At 73.0% G+C, this 18,409-nt stretch carries 16 protein-coding genes; 10 read left to right on the top strand and 6 right to left on the bottom strand.

Features of this window, described 5'->3' with window-relative positions:
* The 3 genes from M8J74_RS30265 to M8J74_RS30255 form a co-directional block, all read right to left on the bottom strand.
* Positions 1–608: transcriptional regulator (locus M8J74_RS30265; protein ID WP_249839490.1), on the bottom strand; the 608-nt coding region annotated here is incomplete at its 3' end.
* Positions 605–1,012, bottom strand: coding sequence for a hypothetical protein (locus tag M8J74_RS30260; RefSeq protein WP_058924913.1), 408 nt, complete (start codon positions 1,010–1,012; stop codon positions 605–607). The genes M8J74_RS30265 and M8J74_RS30260, both read right to left, overlap by 4 nt.
* A 169-nt stretch (positions 1,013–1,181) precedes the next feature.
* On the bottom strand, positions 1,182–2,585 hold the full coding sequence (locus tag M8J74_RS30255; RefSeq protein ID WP_249839489.1) for a type III PLP-dependent enzyme domain-containing protein: 1,404 nt from the start codon (positions 2,583–2,585) through the stop codon (positions 1,182–1,184).
* A gap of 130 nt (positions 2,586–2,715) precedes the next feature.
* Between M8J74_RS30255 and hutU the strand changes: the two genes are divergently transcribed.
* From hutU to hutI, 4 genes are read left to right on the top strand one after another with little or no spacing between them, the layout of a single operon-like run.
* Positions 2,716–4,380, top strand: coding sequence for a urocanate hydratase (gene hutU, locus M8J74_RS30250; RefSeq protein ID WP_249839488.1), 1,665 nt, complete (start codon positions 2,716–2,718; stop codon positions 4,378–4,380).
* Positions 4,377–5,594: an allantoate amidohydrolase gene (locus M8J74_RS30245; protein WP_249839487.1), complete on the top strand. Its 1,218-nt coding sequence runs from the start codon at positions 4,377–4,379 to the stop codon at positions 5,592–5,594. Before hutU ends, M8J74_RS30245 begins: the two co-directional genes overlap by 4 nt.
* Positions 5,585–6,928, top strand: coding sequence for a formimidoylglutamate deiminase (locus tag M8J74_RS30240; protein ID WP_249839492.1), 1,344 nt, complete (start codon positions 5,585–5,587; stop codon positions 6,926–6,928). The genes M8J74_RS30245 and M8J74_RS30240 overlap by 10 nt, the downstream gene beginning before the upstream one ends.
* A 20-nt stretch (positions 6,929–6,948) precedes the next feature.
* Positions 6,949–8,124 carry an imidazolonepropionase gene (gene hutI / locus M8J74_RS30235; RefSeq protein ID WP_249839486.1) on the top strand — a complete coding sequence of 392 codons (1,176 nt, stop codon included), beginning with the start codon at positions 6,949–6,951 and terminating at the stop codon, positions 8,122–8,124.
* Between the two features lie 9 nt (positions 8,125–8,133).
* Here hutI and M8J74_RS30230 read toward each other — a convergent pair whose 3' ends face one another.
* Together M8J74_RS30230 and M8J74_RS30225 are read right to left on the bottom strand one after the other, a co-directional pair.
* Positions 8,134–9,747, bottom strand: coding sequence for an RICIN domain-containing protein (locus M8J74_RS30230; RefSeq protein ID WP_249839485.1), 1,614 nt, complete (start codon positions 9,745–9,747; stop codon positions 8,134–8,136).
* Positions 9,748–9,946: 199 nt separating this feature from the next.
* Positions 9,947–10,873, bottom strand: coding sequence for an RNA polymerase sigma factor SigF (locus tag M8J74_RS30225; RefSeq protein WP_372500318.1), 927 nt, complete (start codon positions 10,871–10,873; stop codon positions 9,947–9,949).
* A 251-nt stretch (positions 10,874–11,124) separates the two neighbouring features.
* On the opposite strand from M8J74_RS30225, the gene M8J74_RS30220 reads away from it, so the two are divergent.
* The 6 genes from M8J74_RS30220 to M8J74_RS30195 all read left to right on the top strand — a co-directional run bounded on the left by M8J74_RS30220 (position 11,125) and on the right by M8J74_RS30195 (position 16,572).
* A complete protein-coding gene (locus M8J74_RS30220) occupies positions 11,125–11,502 on the top strand; it encodes an STAS domain-containing protein (protein WP_058924921.1) in 378 nt (125 codons plus the stop codon).
* A gap of 265 nt (positions 11,503–11,767) precedes the next feature.
* Entirely contained in the window at positions 11,768–12,322 is a 555-nt protein-coding gene (locus M8J74_RS30215; protein WP_249839483.1) for an ATP-binding protein, read from the top strand.
* Positions 12,323–12,498: 176 nt separating this feature from the next.
* The gene (locus tag M8J74_RS30210) at positions 12,499–13,203 is read left to right on the top strand and encodes an LPXTG cell wall anchor domain-containing protein (protein WP_249839482.1); all 705 of its coding nucleotides are present in this window, start codon (positions 12,499–12,501) and stop codon (positions 13,201–13,203) included.
* A 131-nt stretch (positions 13,204–13,334) separates the two neighbouring features.
* Positions 13,335–14,174 (top strand): hypothetical protein, encoded by an 840-nt coding sequence (locus M8J74_RS30205; RefSeq protein WP_249839481.1) that lies wholly within the window; start codon positions 13,335–13,337, stop codon positions 14,172–14,174.
* Complete coding sequence (locus M8J74_RS30200) at positions 14,171–15,259, top strand: hypothetical protein (RefSeq protein ID WP_249839480.1); 1,089 nt, start codon at positions 14,171–14,173, stop codon at positions 15,257–15,259. Before M8J74_RS30205 ends, M8J74_RS30200 begins: the two co-directional genes overlap by 4 nt.
* A gap of 62 nt (positions 15,260–15,321) precedes the next feature.
* The gene (locus M8J74_RS30195) at positions 15,322–16,572 is read left to right on the top strand and encodes a hypothetical protein (RefSeq protein ID WP_249839491.1); all 1,251 of its coding nucleotides are present in this window, start codon (positions 15,322–15,324) and stop codon (positions 16,570–16,572) included.
* A gap of 66 nt (positions 16,573–16,638) precedes the next feature.
* Here M8J74_RS30195 and M8J74_RS30190 read toward each other — a convergent pair whose 3' ends face one another.
* On the bottom strand, positions 16,639–18,135 hold the full coding sequence (locus M8J74_RS30190) for an oligopeptide:H+ symporter (protein ID WP_249839479.1): 1,497 nt from the start codon (positions 18,133–18,135) through the stop codon (positions 16,639–16,641).
* Between the last annotated feature and the right edge of the window lie 274 nt (positions 18,136–18,409).

Below are 18,409 nucleotides of genomic sequence, written 5' to 3'. Positions count from 1 at the left end.
CGCTGGCGGCGGGTGAGCGCGGGCGCCGCGGGCAGGTCCGTGCGGGCCAGCGGCGCCTCGTCGGTGGCCGCGTCCGGCCAGATGCGGTGCAGCAGGTCGCGGCGGCGCAGCGTCTCGCGCTCCAGGGCGGCCACGGGGACGCGGCGCACCGCCCGGTGCCCGGCGGCGGGAGCGGTGCCGTAGCGGAAGCGGCCCGGCGTGGAGCTGGGGGCGAGGACGAAGTACGCCGCGTCGTACAGCGCCGTCAGCCGGCACAGCTCGAAGGCCCCGAGGGTGAGCAGCCCGGCGTCGACCAGGCGCAGCCCGGCGAGGTGCCCGGCCTGGTGGTCGTCGTCCGTCTCGCCGAGCGCCTGCCGCCAGACCTCCACGGCGAGCGTGCCGTGGGCCGTCAGAAGCGTCTCCAGACCGGGCGCGCACGGGCTCTCGGCGTGCACCACGAGGCCGTCGGCGAGGTGCAGCGTGCCGTGCTCGCGGAACAGGATGCCGGTGGCCCGCTCGGCGGCCAGCCGGGTCAGCATCGGCGAGACGCCGCCCCAGCCGCGCTCGGCGGCGGCGACCTTCTGGCGCACCGGCAGCCGCGGCGGCTCGGTGGTGTGGACGGCGGTCATGCCAGCACCAGCCGTTCGGCCATCTCGCCCAGCCGGATGCGGGCCATCGCCAGGTTGCCCTCGGCGCGGGCCAGCCACAGGTGCAGGAACACGCTGCCGTCGAAGGTCGCCCCCACGAACCGCAGCACGTGGTAGCTGTCCCGGTTGCTGACGATGAGGTCCTCGACCGGCGGGTCGGCGTCCGCCGCCGGTCCGGAGCCGGCATCGTCGTCCGGCGCGAACGCGCGCTGCTCGGCGGCCAGCCGGGCGATCTCGGCGGCCTCCGCCGCCGCGACCTCCTGGTCGCCGCCCGGAGCCTCCCCGACGCTGCCCAGGGCCAGCCCGCTGGTCCAGTCGATCAGCGCGGCGCCCCGGGCACCGGGCAGTCGCATGGCTTCCAGCAGACACTCGTCGATTCCGGGCACCGTGGCTCCCCTCCCGCCTGGGGTTCGGCTGAGTGACAGCGAAACTACGCAACGTGTGCGCTACGGGTGAGGGATATGGCATTTTCCGGTGGAACATGCTCCGGACGGCTAAGGTGGGTCGGCTCGCCTCCGTTTCAGGGCAGTTGAACCACAACCACCCCGGCGCGCGTCAACGGCGGTCGGGGGCGCGCAGGGTGGTGAGGGCGCCCGCGTGCGCTCCTCCGGCCTCGGCCACGATCTCGTCCACCCGCTGTGCCGGGCGTACGGTCGCGAAGGCCACGTCCCCCGATCCGTCCGGTGCGAAGCCGTAGATCCCGGGCCTGGCCAGGGAGTTGTAGGCGTAGTGGTGCGCGAAGTAGTACGCGCCGGTGTCCAGCGCCGCCGCGTAGTCGCCCTGCTCCAGCAGCGGCAGCGCCCGCCCTTCGGCCAGCAGGTCGCCCGCGAAGCAGGCCGGTCCGGCGACGTCCTGCACCACCGCCGGCCCCTCCTTCGGGCGCCCCTTGGCGTCGTACGCGGCGATCCTGAGCGGCCAGGAGCCCGGCACGTACACCGTGCGCGCCGCCACCTGCACGCCGGCGTGCGTGACGGCGACCGGGCGCCCGCCCGCGCTCTTGGCGTACTCCACCCGCGCCACCACGGTCCCGTGCTTGGCGAGCAGCGACCGCCCGAACTCGGTCACCAGGCCGTACCGCCCGTCGAACAGCCCCGGCACCGCCTCGCTCAGCAGCCGCGCGTACTGCGCGTACGTCGGCGTCGACTCGTCCGAACCGAAGTTCACCGGCAGCCCGCCGCCGATGTCCAGCGTGTCGATCTGCGGACGGCCCAGGCTCCGGTTGATCTCCTCGGCGAGCGCGAACACCTCCGCCACGCCCTGCGCCATCAGCGACAGCGGGATGCCCTGCGACCCGGTGTGCGTGTGCAGCCGGGTCAGCCACGGCCGGTCCCGGTACGCCCGCACGACCCACTCCCGCGCGCCCTCGTCGCGCAGCGCCACGCCGAACTTCGAGGTCGCGGTGGCCGTCGAGGTCGCCCCGATGGAACCCCCGCCGACCTGCGGGTTCACCCGGATCCCGAGGGGGGAGGCGCTGTGCGCCGAGCGCATCAGGCCGTCGATCCGCGCCAGCTCCTGGGCGTTGTCGGCGTTGACGGCGATCCCCAGGGCCAGTGCCTCGCGCAGCTCCGCCGGCGTCTTCGCGGGCGAGTCCAGGACCGTCAGCCGCGGCGGCACGCCCGCGGCCCGCGCCAGCGCCAGCTCGCCCGGGCTCGCCACCTCGGCGCCCAGCCCCTCCTCGCGCAGCAGCCGCACCACCGGCACCAGCGGGGTCGCCTTCACCGCGAAGGCGTGCAGCACGGGCGTGCCGGGCGCCGTCACCGCGTCGAACGCCGCGCGCAGCTCGGCCGCCGACTCGCGGATGCCCGTGACGTCCAGAAGGCCGAGGATGGGGGTGTCCGGTCCGAGGAGCCCCTGCTCCACGGCCGCCCGCACCGCGTCGTCGCGCCGCGCGGCGCCGTCCGTCCGCCCGCCGTTGTCGTAGCCCACACCGTCCCCCGTCGTGTCGTCACCCGCGCCCATGCGTCCAGCCAAACACCTGGGACGAGTCCTCGCTGCCCGCCGGTTCTCTTGACTAGTCCTATTCAGCGGGCGAGGATGTGAATAGTCGTAGTAACGGTTCGCTGCGAGCAATCCACTCAGGAGGCAGACCATGTCAGGACCCCGCCCCGTCCGAGCGCCGCGCGGTACGGAACTGAGCGCCCTGGGATGGCAGCAGGAAGCCGCCCTGCGGATGCTGCAGAACAACCTCGACCCCGAGGTCGCCGAGCACCCCGACAAGCTCGTCGTCTACGGCGGCACCGGCAAGGCGGCCCGTGACTGGCGCTCCTTCGACGCGATGGTGCGCACGCTGCGGACCCTCAAGCAGGACGAGACCATGCTGGTCCAGTCCGGCCGCCCGGTCGGCGTCATGCAGACCCACGAGTGGGCCCCGCGCGTCCTCATCGCCAACTCCAACCTCGTCGGCGACTGGGCCAACTGGGAGGAGTTCCGCCGCCTGGAGGCCCTCGGCCTGACCATGTACGGCCAGATGACCGCCGGCTCCTGGATCTACATCGGCACCCAGGGCATCCTCCAGGGCACCTACGAGACCTTCGCCGCCGTCGCCGCGAAGAAGTTCGGCGGCACCCTCGCCGGGACGATCACCCTCACCGCCGGCCTCGGCGGCATGGGCGGCGCCCAGCCGCTCGCCGTCACCATGAACGACGGCGTCGCCCTCTGCATCGACTGCGACCCGCGTGCCATCGAGCGCCGCATCGAGCACCGCTACCTGGACGTCAGGGCCGACTCCCTCGACCACGCCCTGCAGCTGGCCACCGAGGCCCGTGACGCCCGCCGCCCGCTGTCCATCGGCGTCCTCGGCAACGCCGCCGAACTGGTCCCGCAGCTGCTCGCCATGGGCGCCCCCATCGACATCGTCACCGACCAGACCTCGGCCCACGACCCGCTGGCGTACCTGCCGCTCGGCGTCGACTTCGACGACATGGCCGACGCGGCCGCCAAGGACCCGGCCGGGTTCACCACGCGCGCCCGTGAGTCGATGGCCAAGCACGTCGAGGCGATGGTCGGCTTCATGGACGCCGGCGCGGAGGTCTTCGACTACGGCAACTCCATCCGCGGCGAGGCGCAACTGGCCGGGTACGAGCGGGCGTTCGCCTTCCCCGGCTTCGTCCCCGCCTACATCCGCCCGCTGTTCTGCGAGGGCAAGGGCCCCTTCCGGTGGGCCGCGCTGTCGGGCGAGGCGTCCGACATCGCCAAGACCGACAAGGCGATCCTGGAGCTCTTCCCGGAGAACGAGTCCCTCGCCCGCTGGATCAAGATGGCCGGGGAGCGGGTCCACTTCCAGGGCCTGCCCGCGCGCATCTGCTGGCTCGGCTACGGCGAGCGGGACAAGGCCGGCGAGCGGTTCAACGACATGGTGGCGAGCGGCGAGCTGGCGGCCCCGCTGGCCATCGGCCGCGACCACCTCGACTGCGGCTCCGTGGCCTCGCCCTACCGCGAGACCGAGGCCATGCTCGACGGTTCCGACGCCATCGCCGACTGGCCGCTGCTGAACGCCATGGTCAACGTCGCCTCCGGCGCCTCCTGGGTGTCCCTCCACCACGGCGGCGGCGTGGGCATGGGCCGGTCCATCCACGCCGGTCAGGTGACGGTCGCCGACGGCACGAAGCTGGGCGGCGAGAAGATCCGCCGCGTCCTGACGAACGACCCCGGCATGGGCGTCATCCGCCACGTCGACGCCGGCTACGACATCGCCGAGACGGTCGCCGACGAGCGGGGCGTACGGGTACCGATGCGCGAGGGTGACGACGCGTGACCTTCCAGAGCATGTGGGCGGAGCTGCTCCCCCTGGGCCGCAGCTCCGCCTCCGGCGGCTACCGCCGGTTCGCCTGGACCGGGGCCGATGCCGAGTGCCGGGAGTGGTTCCGGGAGCAGGCCGAGGCGCGGGGGCTCGCCTACGAGGTGGACCGGAACGGCAACCAGTGGGCCTGGCTCGGCGACCCCGCCGCCGGGGACGCCGTCGTCACCGGGTCCCATCTCGACTCCGTGCCCGACGGCGGCGCCTTCGACGGGCCCCTCGGCGTTGTGTCCTCCTTCGCCGCGCTCGACGAACTGAGCCGCAGGGGAGTGGAGTTCACCAAACCCCTCGCCCTCGTCAACTTCGGTGACGAGGAGGGCGCCCGCTTCGGCCTCGCCTGCGTCGGCTCCCGGCTGACCGCGGGCGAGCTCACCGTCGAGCAGGCCCACCGGCTGACCGACGCGGACGGCGTGAGCCTCCCGCGGGCCATGGAGGCCGCGGGATACGACCCCGACGCCATCGGCGCCGACCCCGAGCGGCTCGCCCGGATCGGTGCCTTCGTCGAACTGCACGTCGAGCAGGGCCGGGCGCTGGACCTGTCCGGCGACCGGGTCGGCATCGCGAGCGCCATCTGGCCGCACGGGCGCTGGCGCTTCGACTTCCGGGGCGAGGCCAACCACGCCGGCACCACCCGCCTGGTGGACCGCCGCGACCCGATGCTGTCGTACGCCGAGACCGTGCTCGCCGCCCGCCGCGAGGCCGAACTGGCCGGCGCCGTCGCCACCTTCGGCAAGATCGCCGTCGAGCCGAACGGCGTCAACGCCATCCCGTCCCTGGTGCGTGGCTGGCTCGACTCCCGCGCCGCCGACCAGCACACCCTCGACCTCGTGGTCACCGGCGTGGAGAAGGCCGCCCGCGAGTACGCCGCCGCCCACGGGGTGGACCTCGACGTCGTCCGGGAGTCCTTCACGCCCGTCGTCGAGTTCGACCACGCCCTGCGCGACGAACTCGCCCGCATCCTCGGCAAGGACACCGACCTCCGCGTCCCGGTGCTGGGCACCGGCGCCGGACACGACGCCGGAATCCTCTCCGGGCGCATCCCGACCGCCATGCTGTTCGTGCGCAACCCCACGGGCGTCTCGCACTCCCCGGCCGAGCACGCCGCCGAGGACGACTGCGTGGCCGGGGTGCTCGCCCTCGCCGACGTACTGGAAGGACTGGCCTGCAGGTGACCACGCGGACGTACTGGCTGGAGCACGCCTGGCTCGGCACCCACGTCGAGCCGGGTGTCGTCCTGAGCATCGACGGCGGCCGCGTCACCGCCGTCCGCACGGGCGCCGACGGCCCGCCGCCCGGCGCCGAGATCCTGCGCGGACTGACCCTCCCGGGCCTCGCCAACGCCCACTCGCACGCCTTCCACCGCGCCCTGCGCGGCACGGTCCAGGTCGGCTCCGGCACCTTCTGGACCTGGCGCGAGGTCATGTACGCCACGGCCGACAGGCTCACCCCGGACAGCTACCACGCGCTCGCCCGTGCCGTGTACGCCGAGATGGCCCTCGCCGGCGTCACCGCCGTCGGCGAGTTCCACTACCTGCACCACGCCCCCGGCGGCACCCGCTACGCCGACCCCAACGCGATGGGCGAGGCGCTCGTCGCCGCCGCCGCCGAGGCCGGCATCCGCATCACCCTCCTCGACACCGCCTACCTGTCCTCCGGCTTCGGCGAGGCGCCCGACAGCCACCAGCTGCGCTTCTCCGACGGCACGGCCGAGGCCTGGGCCGAACGCTGTTCACTTCTCAAGGAACGGGACCACGCGCGGATCGGGGCGGCCGTCCACTCCGTACGGGCCGTGCCCGCCGCCCAGTTGGCGACCGTGGCGCGGTGGGCCGAGGAGCGGCAGGCCCCGCTCCATGTGCACCTGTCCGAGCAGACCGCCGAGAACGACGCCTGCCAGGCCGCCCACGGCTGCACCCCGACCCGGCTGCTCGCCGACCACGGCGTCCTCGGCCGCCACACCACCGGCGTCCACAACACGCACCTCACCGACGAGGACATCGCCCTGCTCGGCGGCACCGGCACCGGCACCTGCATGTGCCCGACCACCGAACGGGACCTCGCCGACGGCATCGGCCCCGCCCCCGCCCTGCAGGCCGCAGGCTCCCCGCTCAGCCTCGGCTCCGACAGCCACGCCGTCATCGACCTGTTCGAAGAGGCCCGCGCGATGGAGCTGAACGAGCGGCTGCGCACCCGCAGCCGGGGTCACTGGACCGCCGCGGCACTGCTGCGCGCGGCCTCCGCCGACGGTCACGCGGCCCTCGGCTGGCAGGAGGCGGGCACCATCGAGGCCGGGGCCCTCGCCGACCTGACGACCATCGCGCTCGACTCGGTCAGGACGGCCGGGCCGCTGCCCAGGCTCGGCGCCGAGACGGCCGTATTCGCGGCGACGGCAGCGGACGTACGGCACACGATCGTGGGCGGGCGGCACGTCGTACGCGACGGGGCCCACACCCTCGTACCGGATGTGCCGCAAGCCCTCGCGCGGGCGATCGAAGCCCTCCGCGCCTGACGACCACCCACGAGGACGCCATGAGCAGCAGCACCGCCATCACCGACATCGCCACGCTGGTCACCAACTCCCCCTCCTCAGGTGACGGTTCCCCGCTCGGTCTGATCCGGGACGCGGCCGTCGTCATCGAGGGCGACCGGGTCGTGTGGACCGGTGCATCAAGCAAAGCACCCGCCACTGACAACCGGGTCGACGCCGGTGGCCGCGCGGTCCTGCCGGGCTTCGTCGACTCCCACTCCCACCTGGTCTTCGCGGGCGACCGCACCCAGGAGTTCAACGCCCGCATGTCCGGCCGCTCCTACAGCGCCGGCGGCATCCGCACGACCGTCGCCGCCACCCGCGCGGCCTCCGACGAGGAGCTGGAGGCCAACCTCACCCGCTACCTCGCCGAGGCCCTGCGGCAGGGCACCACCACCTTCGAGACCAAGTCCGGCTACGGCCTCACCGTCGCCGACGAGGCCCGCGCCCTGCGGATCGCCGCCGCGCACACCGACGAGGTCACCTACCTCGGCGCCCACATCGTCTCGCCCGACTTCGCCGACGACCCGGCCGCCTACGTCTCCCTCGTCACCGGCGAGATGCTCGACGCCTGCGCGCCGCACGCCCGTTGGATCGACGTCTTCTGCGAGAAGGGCGCCTTCGACGGCGACCAGGCCCGCGCGATCCTCACCGCGGGCAAGGCGAAGGGCCTCCACCCGCGCATCCACGCCAACCAGCTCTCCTACGGCCCCGGCGTCCAGCTGGCCGTCGAACTCGACGCGGCCAGCGCCGACCACTGCACCCATCTCACCGACGCGGACGTCGACGCCCTGGCGAACGGTGACACGGTCGCCACCCTGCTGCCCGGCGCCGAGTTCTCCACCCGCGCCGAGTGGCCCGACGCGCGCCGCCTGCTGGACGCGGGCGTCACCGTCGCCCTCTCCACCGACTGCAACCCGGGCTCGTCCTTCACGTCCTCCGTGCCCTTCTGCATCGCCCTCGCCGTACGGGACATGGGCATGACCCCGGACGAGGCGGTCTGGTCGGCCACGGCGGGCGGCGCGGCGGCGCTCCGCCGCACGGACGTCGGCCGGCTCACCCCGGGCGCCTACGCCGACCTGATCGTCCTCGACGCCCCGAGCCACGTCCACCTGGCCTACCGCCCGGGCGTGCCGCTGGTCACCGACGTGTGGCGGCGGGGCGTGCGCCAGGGCTGACCGGCGAGGTCAGGAAGCCCCCGCCCGCCAGCGCTGCTCCCGGCCTCCGCTCAGCGGCCGCAGCGACACACCGTCTCCGCCGCCCGGCGTGACGGCCGTCCCGACGGCGATCGCGGGGCGGATCAGGCCGTCGGAGTCCACCGTGAACCGCAGGTTCTGTCCGTGGTCGCCGTCCAGCGAACCGCAGTCCCAGATGCCGACGCCCCGGTCCACGGAGCCCCGGCTGTCCAGGCAGAAGTCCGAGTCGGCGTACGACTGCACGATGCCGCGCGCCGCGTCCACCCGCCAGCGCTGGGTGTCGGCCCCGGAGCAGGGCGCCGTGACGACGTTGGTGCCGTTGCTCAGGTCGCCGCCGCTGATGTCCAGGCAGCGGCCCGTCGAGGCGTTCACGATCTGGGCGTAGGTGCCGTTCGGGGCGTGGGCGGAGGAGGGGCGGGGCTTCGCCGACCGCGACGGGGCCGGACTCCGCGCCGCCGAGGACGACGGCGCGGTGGGGGAGGGCGCGGGCGGGGTGGAGGCGACCGTCGCCTGCGGGGGAGCCGTCGGCGTGTCCACGGTGCCCGCCGGCCCTCCCGGTGCCGGAGACGGCGCGTCCCCGCTGCGCGACAGCGTGAACACCAGCACCGGGGTCAATGCCACGCCGAGGGCGACGGCGGTCAGCAGCAACCGCCGGGAGGCGGGCCAGGCGGCCGGGCCCACGAGGAACGGCACCCGGGCGAGCGGCGGTAGGGCTCCGGACCGTCCGCCGGACCTCGACCGCCGCCGCCCGGCGCCGGCGCGCCCGGTGGCCCCTGCCCTCGACTCGGCGGCCGTCATGGCGCGGGTGGCGTAGGCCGTGCCCGACCAGGGCAGCAGCCCCTCCGACAGGGCTGTGCGCGGAGAGTCGCGCAGGGCGGCGAGGTCCGTGTACGCCGCCGTGCAGTGGGCGCAGTGGATCATGTGGGCCCGCAGGTCGGCGCTCTCACGCGGGTGGTACGGGCGTACCGCCTCCTCGATCAGCCGGCCGAAGTTCCCGCAGCGCGGGTCGCCGGAGGCGGCGAGGCGGGAGCGGAGACAGGCCTGGGCCATGGCCTGGAGGGCCGAGGGCGTCTCGTGGGCGACGTCCTCGCGGGTCAGACCGAGCAGAAGGGCCGTCCGCGGCTCCGGCTCGCGCTCCACCACGCCGTACCAGACCAGTCCCTGCGCGCGGGAGGGCAGGGACCGGAAGGCGGCGAGCATCGGCGGTTCGGGAACCGTCTGCGGGCCCCAGGTGCTCAGAGCGAACAGCAAAGAGGGGTCCAGGCCCGCGGCCCGTTCGTCACCGGCCCAGGAGGCCGCCAGCCGGCCGGTCAGCAGCAGCAGTTCGTGCCGCAGCGGGACCGACGGCTCGGTGCCGCGGGCCGTCTGACGGGCCGCCAGGGTGAAGGCCTGGGAGGCCAGCTGGCGGGCCGCGGACTCGCTCGCCGTGCACAGGCGCGTGTAGGCGAGGACCGCGGGCTGATGGCGGGCGCGAAGCTCGCGCAGAGCCGGGTAGACGATGGCGGTGCGGGCCCGCAGCAGCTCGGTCAGCCGCGCGTCGGGCACGTCGGCGTACGCACCGCCCTCGGTCGCGACGCCGTTGTCGGTCCCGTAGGCCCCGGCCATCTGCAGGCCCCCTTCCGGCATCCCGCCGCGTTCCGCCGAATCCGGTTTACCGGCAGGTAGGGGGCCCATAGTGGTGGAAACGAAGCTCTGGGGAAAGGGTTTCTCTGGGTAACCCATGAGGGGCTCGGGGCGGCGCCTGCGACATCGGGTGCCGGGCGTCGCCGCCCCCGGGCCGGCCGGCCCCGGAGCCCGCGCGGATCTACTCCTCCAGCGTCAGCCCCTTGCGCAGCCGTACCAGCGTCCGCGACAGCAGCCGGGAGACGTGCATCTGGGAGATGCCGAGTTCGTCGCCGATCTCCGACTGGGTCATGCCCGCGACGAAGCGCAGCGAGAGGATCTTCCGGTCCCTGGCGGGGAGCTCGGCGATCAGCGGCTTGAGGGACTCGACGTACTCGATGCCCTCGATGCCGTGGTCCTCGTAGCCGATCCGGTCCGCGAGGGCGCCCTCCGCGTCGTCCTCCTCCGGCTGGGCGTCCAGCGAGGAGGCGGTGTAGGCGTTCGACGCCGCCATGCCCTCGACGACCTCGTCCTTGGTCAGGCCCAGGCGCTCCGCGAGCTCGGCGACCGTGGGCGCCCGGTCCAGCTGCTGGGCCAGCTCGTCCCCGGCCTTGGCCAGGTCGAGCCGCAGCTCCTGCAGCCGGCGCGGGACCCGCACGGACCACGAGGTGTCGCGGAAGAAGCGCTTGATCTCACCCACGATGGTTGGCATCGCGAAAGTCGGGAACTCCACGCCCCGAGAGAGTTCGAAGCGGTCGATCGCCTTGATCAGGCCGATGGTGCCGACCTGGATGATGTCCTCCATCGGCTCACTGCGTGAACGGAATCGGGAGGCGGCGAACTTGACGAGGGCGAGGTTGAGTTCGACGAGGGTGTTGCGCACGTACGCGTACTCGTACGTGCCCTCCTCGAGGGACTCCAGTCGCGCGAAGAGGGTCTTCGACAGCGCACGCGCGTCGACCGGACCCACCTCGTCGTAGGGCGGGATCTCCGGGAGTCCGGCGAGTGCGTCCGTGCCGACGGGGCCGTCGTTCTCGGCGCTCTCGATGCTCTCGATGGGAGCAAGATGTTCCGGAGGGGGTGTCGACGTCGCCTGCCGGGTATGCGGTGCGTCGAGCCGGGGTGACATGATGTCCTCCATCGTTCTCGGCATATGGCTGCCGAAGCCAGTGCGTGCACTGCGGTGTGCGGCGCCTCCAAAGCCGGCCGTGTCGGTTACGTATCCCTACTAGCCCTACCCGCTTTTCCACACCCGCCGCAAGTGCGTTACGTGCGGTTATGTCCGTTTGTGGGGGGTTGTTCGGGTGTCGGGAAGTGTGAGGAAGGCGTAGTGTTCGAGGGCGTACGTCAGCAGCCACGACGTCGGGAGAGAGAGACGGCATGGACCGCGGGACGGTCGGCAGCGCACAGTCTGGCCGGCTTCTGGTGGAGGTCAGGGAAGAGGGCTCCAGTGCAGTCGTGACGCCGGCAGGTGAGTTGGATCACCACACGGCCGATCTGCTGCGCGAGCCCCTCGAGGACTGCCTCGCCAAGGGATTCAAGCGGCTGGTCGTGGACTGCTCACGGCTGGAGTTCTGCGACTCCACGGGCCTCAACGTGCTGCTGGGCGCCCGGCTGAAGGCGGAGGCCGCCGGCGGCGGTGTCCACCTCGCCGGGATGCTCCCGGTGGTGGCCCGGGTCTTCGAGATCACCGGAGCGGAGGCGGTCTTCACCGTCCACGACACGCTCGAGGCGGCCCTGGCCGACCAATCAGGCTGACCCCGGCAGGGCGGGCCCGGCACGGCGCCGGGCCCGTTCCGCCCGCCCCCGTGTGACCGGCACTTTCCGGATGTCACGCTTTCCGTGCCGAAACAGGGGGTGTTCTGCCGGTTCGGTCGGGCAGGAGACATCCTGAGCCTGTCGGCGGACGCGGTGGGCGAACGAGGGAAAACGAAAGAAGAAGACGGCATACCGACAGGAAAAGCCGTCGAGCCACGTACAGACTTTGAAACGTGAACTGGTGAATCGGTGAGGTGAAGCGCTGATGAGCACCACCCGGCCTTACCCGCCGGGCGACCGCGGCCCGGAGCCAAGCGGCGCTTCCGGGACGTCCGAGGGGGGCGCGCCCGCGACCGGGGCGTCCGCCGAGGGGGCTGCCGCGTCGTCCGCGGCGTCCGTGTCGTCAGGGGGGCGCCAGGTCCGCCGGCTGAGCTTCGACGGGGCCAGCGGCGTCGTCCCGCTCGCCCGCGACTTCACCCGCCAGGCGTTGTACGCGTGGGGCTGGCTGCCGGCCGACGGCGCCGACCAGCGGGCCGCCGCCGAGGACGTGCTGCTCGTGGTGTCCGAGCTGGTCACCAACGCCTGCCTGCACGCCGAGGGCCCCAGCGAGCTGTGGATCGCCCTCGACAACAAGGTGATCCGCCTGGAGGTCTCCGACCACGGCGCCGGCCAGCCGGCACCCCGCACCCCGCACCGCGCGGGCCGCCCCGGCGGTCACGGCATGTTCATCGTGCAGCGCCTCTGCCTGGACTGGGGCGTCGTACGGACCCCGGGGGTGGCGGGCAAGACGGTCTGGGCGGAACTGGGCGCTCCCGCGTAGCCTCTCGGGCGCCCCGGCTGGGGTTACCGACGGTCACTGCCTCCACCGAAACCCCTCTCGCACGCGCCGGATCCGCACAACTCCGGCGCGCATCTTCTCTTCCCTCCTCAAGGGCCCGGGCGTACCTTGACGGCCCATCTGATGTGCCGTCAGGAAACCGAGAGGGAGCGGACATCGTGTCGTACCGGAATCGGACCGCCGCGCTCGCGTCCGTCGCGGCCCTGGCGGGCTCGGCGGTGCTGATGGCCGCCCCCGCGGCCCAGGCCAAGGTCGTCGACGTCAACTACCAGTGCAAGACGCCCATCGGCGACAAGAGCGCCGTCTCGCCCATCGACATCACCGGCGTCAAGAGCGGCGGCGGCTACAAGATCACCATGTCCTGGCAGAAGGGCGTCTCCTCCAGCCCGGTGGAGCTGGGCAAGGGGGCGATGAACCCGAGCGCCACCATCAAGCTGGGCGGCGCCGACAGCGGCACGCTGAACGTCAGCGGCCCCGCCAACCAGGCGGCGATCCCCGCCAACACGCCCATCAAGATCAGCGACCTGACGGGGACGTACACACCGAAGGAGACGGGCAGCGTGACCTTCACCCCGGGCGTGCTCACCATCAAGGCGCTCGGTACGACGACCACGTGCACGCCCTCCAACAACCCGGGCCCGGCGCTGACCCTCGACGTCACGGCGGCGAGCGGCGGCGGCACCTCCGGCGGCACCGGCACGACCGGTTCGACCGGCTCGGACTCCGGCGGCGCCCTCCCGCAGACCGGACCCGACGACTCCGCGATCGCCCTGGGCACCCTCGGCGGCACGGTGCTCCTCGCCGGAGCGGCGGGCGCGCTGTGGATCACCCGCAGGAACCAGACGGCCCGCGCGCGCCGCTGAGCGGGTCCGCGGCCGGCGGTACGGCGCTCGCCGACGGCCACGGCACCAGAGCCGTCCCCGACGCCGCCCAGCCCTCGCCGACCCGCCGACCGCCTCGCCCGTCGCCTCCGGACCGTCGTTGGAGCCGCCCGATGCCCTCACCCGTCCGTGTTCCGGCCGTCTTGGGCCTGCCGTTGCTGGTCCTGCTGACGGCCGCTCCCGCCGCGAGCGCGGCGGACGGGTGGTCGCTCGCGCCCGCCGGGGGCTCGCGGCCCTCCTTCTACGCCGAGGGGGCGCCCGGGGCGGTCCTCCAGGACACGGTGTCGGTGACCAACCGCGGCGGCCGGGCGGTCGTCGTGCGGCTCGGCGTCCGGGGCGTCCGGGCCGTCTTCGCGCAAAGCCGCGTCCGTGTACCCGCCCGGACCCGCGCCGACGTCCCCTTCACGGTGAGCGCGCGCGCCGACCGCAGCGGCGAGATCGTCGCCCGCGACCAGGACGGCCGCACGGCCACGGTCGCGCTCCGGCTGCGGGCGGGCGGACCGAAGCTGGCCGCGCTGACCGTCGAGCGGGTGTCCGTGCACGCCGACCGCATCACGTACGACCTGGTCAACCGCGGTACGACCACCCTCGTCCCGACCCTCGCCGTGCACGCGGACGGCCTTTTCGGCCCGGTCCTCGACCGTGTGCCGCGCACCCTTCCGGTCCGCCTCGCGCCCGGCCGCCGGCTGCGGCTCACCGAGCCCTGGCGCGACCACCCCGCCCTGGACGCGGTCGACGTCCGCCTGACGGTGACGGCACCCGGCGGCGCGCGGGGCTCGGCCGCCGCGTCGGCGCGGTTCGTGCCGTGGGGCGGGGTGGCGGGAGGGGCGGGCGCGGTCACGGCGGGGGGCGCGCTGTTCCTCGTACGACTACGACGGCGCGGGCGCCGTCCGCCAGAGGAGGCCCCCGAACGCCCGGACAGGGACGTCGAGTCGACGGGAGCGGTGACGTGAACGGCAAGGTGAGGACGGCCGCGCTGCTGGCGGTGTTCGCGCTGCTCCTGCTGCCGCTGACGGCGGGGACGGCGGCGGCCGACGGGCCGAGCGTGCGGCTCTCCACCGCCCAGGCGGGGACCGGGGGTTCGCTCACCGTCAGCGGCAGTGGCTGGCGGCCGCACGCCCTGCTGATGATGCTGGTCTGCGGACGGTCCACGCCGTCGCGCGGGGTGCTCGGCGGCACCAACTCCTGTGCCAACGGCGACGGCCGGGCCGTCACCACCGACGCCAAGGGCTCCTTCACCAGGAAACTGCCCGTCGCCGAGCCGCCGGTGCCCTGCCCGTGCGTCGTGCACGTGGCGACCGTGGAGGGCGCGAAGGCGCAGGCGGACGCGGTGCTGAGGGTGGCCGGGCACGCCGTGGAACCGCTGCCCGCCCAGCCCTCCGGCGGGCGCCTGTCGATCCTGACCGACCCCCGGCTCGACGGTGCCGACGGCCTGCTCACCTGGTTCGGCGCGCCGCCCTCGCGCACCCTCGTCTTCACCGTCGGCAACGTCGGCACCTCGCCGATCAGGAACCCGGTGTTCCAAGTGGGCACCTCCCACGGGGTGTTCGCTCCGCAGTGGGAGGACCAGGAGTGGCGCGGCACCCTCGGCTCCGGCAAGAAGGCGAGGATCAGGCTGCCGGTCGAGCTCGCCGCGGGCGCGCACGGCGACTACACCGTCTCCCTGAAGTACGGCGGGAAGGTCCTCGCCGAGCAGCCCTGGGGGGTGGGCCGGCCCTGGGGCGTGACCCTGTTCTGGGTCCTGGTCTGCCTGGTGGTCCCGGCGGCGCTGTTCCGCGCCGGGATGGCGATCGTGGACCGGGTGCGGCCCCGCCGCGCCGGCGGCCTGCGCCACCGCGGGCTGCGCCTGCCCGAACTCGCCCTGCGCCTGCCGGGCCTGGGCAACCAGAAGCCGGGCGCCCACGCGGCGCCCCCGACCGCCTCGACCCTGCCGTGGTTCACCCCGGACTCCGATCCGAACACGGCCGGCCGGCTCTCCGCACCGCACGACGACAGTCCGACGAGTCCCACGACTCCCACCAGGAAGGGAACGACGTGAGAAAGCGAAGGAGAGTCACACCGGCCGGACGGGCGAGGCCGCTCGCGGCGGGCGCCGCGCTGGTGCTCGGCGGCGCGGGGGCCCTGCTGGGGCTGGCCGCCGGGTCCGCGCAGGCGGCGGAGGTGTCGTTCGCGACGCACTGCGTGCCGCCGGCCGGCATCGATCCCGTCGACGGCACCACCAAGGTCGAGATCACCGCGCCGGCCACCGCGAAGGTCGGCGACACCGTGACCGTCGTGTGGAAGTTCGTCCAGGCGGCCTCCAAGAACCCGGACATCATCGACCTGCCCGCCAACTCCGTCCAGCCGTCGGGCACCCTGAAGGCGGCCGGCGCGCAGGCCGCGGACATCGCGATGCAGGGGCCGCGGGAGAACCCGGCGATCCCCAAGGGCGGCGCCATGGTCCTCTCCGACATGAAGGGCACCCTGAAGCTGACGACGGCCGGCGCGGTGACGCTGACGCCGGACGCGTACACGGTCAACGCCATGTCGACGGACACCAAGTGCACGCCGAAGGAGACGGTGCAGAAGGCGGCCACGATCGAGGTGGCGCCGGGCGACGGGGGGACGACGTCGGCGACACCGACGGACACCGCCACCTCCTCCGCGACCCCCACGGACACGCCGACCGCGACCGGTTCGGCCTCCGCCTCCGCGTCCGCGAGCGACGGTACCGGTGACGGCCAGACCGACTTCACCGGCAAGGAGGTCGACATCCCCTACACCTGCCAGTCCCCGATCGGCGAGAAGAAGGCGACCTCGCCCATCCAGATCAACGCCAAGAAGGACGGCGGCAGTTTCGGTCTCACCGTGCAGTTCAAGAAGTCGGTGATGGACAGCCCCGCCGACATCCCGGCGGGATCGGTCAAGCCCTCCATGGAGGTCGTCCTCGGCGGCGCCGACAAGGGCACGGTGCATGTGGAGGGGCCGGCCAACTCCCAGCCCATCAAGTCGGGCGACCCGATCGAGATCCCCGACCTGACGGGCACCTACAAGCCCGGCGCGAGCGGCAGCTCGACCCTCTCCCCGGGCGTCCTGACCATCAACGCCCTGGGCACGACCACCACCTGCAAGCCGGACCGGACGGCGGTGTCGCTGACCCTGGACACGACCCAGCAGGCGAGCGGCGCCTCGGGCGGCACCTCGACGTCCGGCGGCACGTCGTCCTCCTCGTCCTCGGCGTCGGGCGGCGGCCTGGCGGAGACGGGTGCGAGCGACCACGGCGCCCTGAAGGCCCTGGGCCTGGTGGCCGGCACGGCGGTGCTGCTGGGCGCGGCGGTCTTCACCTTCATGCCGGGCCGACGGACCCGGTGACGCAAGAACGAGAAGAGCCACCCCGTCCCGAAGGACGGGGTGGCTCTTCTCTCACGTGCCCGTGCGTCAGTGCACGTCGCCCATGAGCTCCTTGACCTTCCTGCGGTACATCCACACCGCGGCGCCCGCGAGGACGGCGAGGACCGCCTGGAGGCCCACGATGCCCGTCTTGTTGAGGTCGACACCGGCGATGGAGAGCAGGCCGGTCGTGGCGTCACCGGCGGTCACGGCCAGGAACCACACGCCCATCATCTGCGAGGCGTACTTCGCCGGGGCCATCTTCGTGGTGACCGACAGACCGACCGGGGAGAGCGTCAGCTCGCCCACCGTCTGCACGAAGTAGATGCCGACCAGCCACATGGCCGCGGCCTTGTGGCCGCCGTCCGCGATGCCCAGCGGCGCGAGGAACAGGAAGAACGAGGCGCCGATCAGCACCAGGCCCATCGCGAACTTCACGGCCGTGCTCGGCTCCTTGCCGCGCCGGGCCAGGGCCAGCCACATCCAGGCGAAGACCGGCGCGAACGCCATGATCATGACCGGGTTGACCGACTGGTACCAGGACACCGGGAAGTCCCAGCCGAAGACCGTGTTCTTCGCCGAGGACTCGGCGAACAGCGACACCGTGGAGCCGCCCTGGTCGTAGATCATCCAGAAAACGGCAGCGGCGACGAAGAACCAGATGTAGGCGGACATCTTCGACTGCTCGACCCGGTCCAGCTCCCGGTCCCGCTTGATGCGGGCGATGACCAGCACCGGGATCAGCAGACCGGCGATCGTGATCGGGACCAGCAGCCAGTTCAGGGTGTAGTGGCCGGAGAAGCCGACGACCGCGTAGAAGACGGCGGCCACGGCGGCCCAGAAGGCCGACTTGCGCAGCGTCCTGGCCTTCTCCTCGGCCGACAGCGGGGTCGGGACGACGTTCGAGCGGACGTCCAGGTGACGGCTGCCGAGCAGGAACTGGGCCAGGCCCAGCGCCATGCCGACCGCGGCGAGCGCGAAGCCCAGGTGCCAGTTGACGTTCTCACCGACGGTGCCGATGACCAGCGGCGCGGCGAACGCGCCGAGGTTGATGCCGATGTAGAAGACGGTGAAGCCGCCGTCCCGGCGCGGGTCCTCGGGGCCGTCGTAGAGGTGGCCGACCATCGTGGAGATGTTGGCCTTGAGCAGGCCGGAGCCGATGGCCACCAGGCCGAGGCCCGCGTAGAAGGTGCCGGCGCTCGGCAGGGCCAGGGTGAGGTGGCCGAGCATGATGACCGCGCCGGCGACGGCGACGGTCTTGCGGGGGCCGAGGACCCGGTCCGCGAACCAGCCGCCGGGGAGGGCGAGCAGGTACACGAGCGACAGGTACACCGAGTAGATCGCGGTCGCGGTCGCCGCGCTCAGGTGCAGGCCGCCCGGGGCCACCAGGTACAGCGGGAGCAGGGCCTTCATGCCGTAGTAGGAGAAGCGCTCCCACATCTCGGTCATGAACAAAGTGGCCAGTCCGCGGGGGTGGCCGAAGAAGGTCTTCCCGGTGCCGGGGGTCTCCGGGCGGACCGAGTCCTTCGTCAGGCTGGACGCCATGGTCGTTCCTTGCTGGTGGGGGTTACCGCACACAAAAGAGACCTTCGGCGTCTTTGCCGCCAAAGGTCCCCGCAGTGCTACAGGCGTTGTTTTTTCACCATACGGCAGAGCAGTGCCGGAAAAGGAAGGACTTGAGACGTGAATCACAGGTGACCTCGGAACCGTACACCCCGTTTCCAAGGTCCTTTACAAGATCACCCCACTGATGCACAGGTTCGTTTCGGTGCGGACGAAGGTAAGAATCACGCGTGCCGATCACACCCCAGCACCTGTC

It is taken from the genome of Streptomyces panaciradicis, from assembly GCF_023516615.1.
Classification (GTDB): Bacteria; Actinomycetota; Actinomycetes; order Streptomycetales; family Streptomycetaceae; genus Streptomyces; species Streptomyces panaciradicis.
The sequence above is the reverse complement of the archived record's forward strand: the minus strand, read 5'-3'. Positions and strand labels throughout refer to the sequence as shown.

Excerpts from the sequence above, each read along its gene's own strand:
- M8J74_RS30225 (WP_372500318.1), bottom strand. The coding sequence starts at position 10,873 with ATGTCACCCCGGCTCGACGCACCGCATACCCGGCAGGCGACGTCGACA.
- M8J74_RS30220 (WP_058924921.1), top strand. The coding sequence starts at position 11,125 with ATGGACCGCGGGACGGTCGGCAGCGCACAGTCTGGCCGGCTTCTGGTG.
- hutU (WP_249839488.1), top strand. The coding sequence starts at position 2,716 with ATGTCAGGACCCCGCCCCGTCCGAGCGCCGCGCGGTACGGAACTGAGC.
- M8J74_RS30205 (WP_249839481.1), top strand. The coding sequence starts at position 13,335 with ATGCCCTCACCCGTCCGTGTTCCGGCCGTCTTGGGCCTGCCGTTGCTG.
- M8J74_RS30255 (WP_249839489.1), bottom strand. The coding sequence starts at position 2,585 with ATGGGCGCGGGTGACGACACGACGGGGGACGGTGTGGGCTACGACAAC.
- M8J74_RS30230 (WP_249839485.1), bottom strand. The coding sequence starts at position 9,747 with ATGGCCGGGGCCTACGGGACCGACAACGGCGTCGCGACCGAGGGCGGT.
- M8J74_RS30215 (WP_249839483.1), top strand. The coding sequence starts at position 11,768 with ATGAGCACCACCCGGCCTTACCCGCCGGGCGACCGCGGCCCGGAGCCA.
- M8J74_RS30190 (WP_249839479.1), bottom strand. The coding sequence starts at position 18,135 with ATGGCGTCCAGCCTGACGAAGGACTCGGTCCGCCCGGAGACCCCCGGC.
- hutI (WP_249839486.1), top strand. The coding sequence starts at position 6,949 with ATGAGCAGCAGCACCGCCATCACCGACATCGCCACGCTGGTCACCAAC.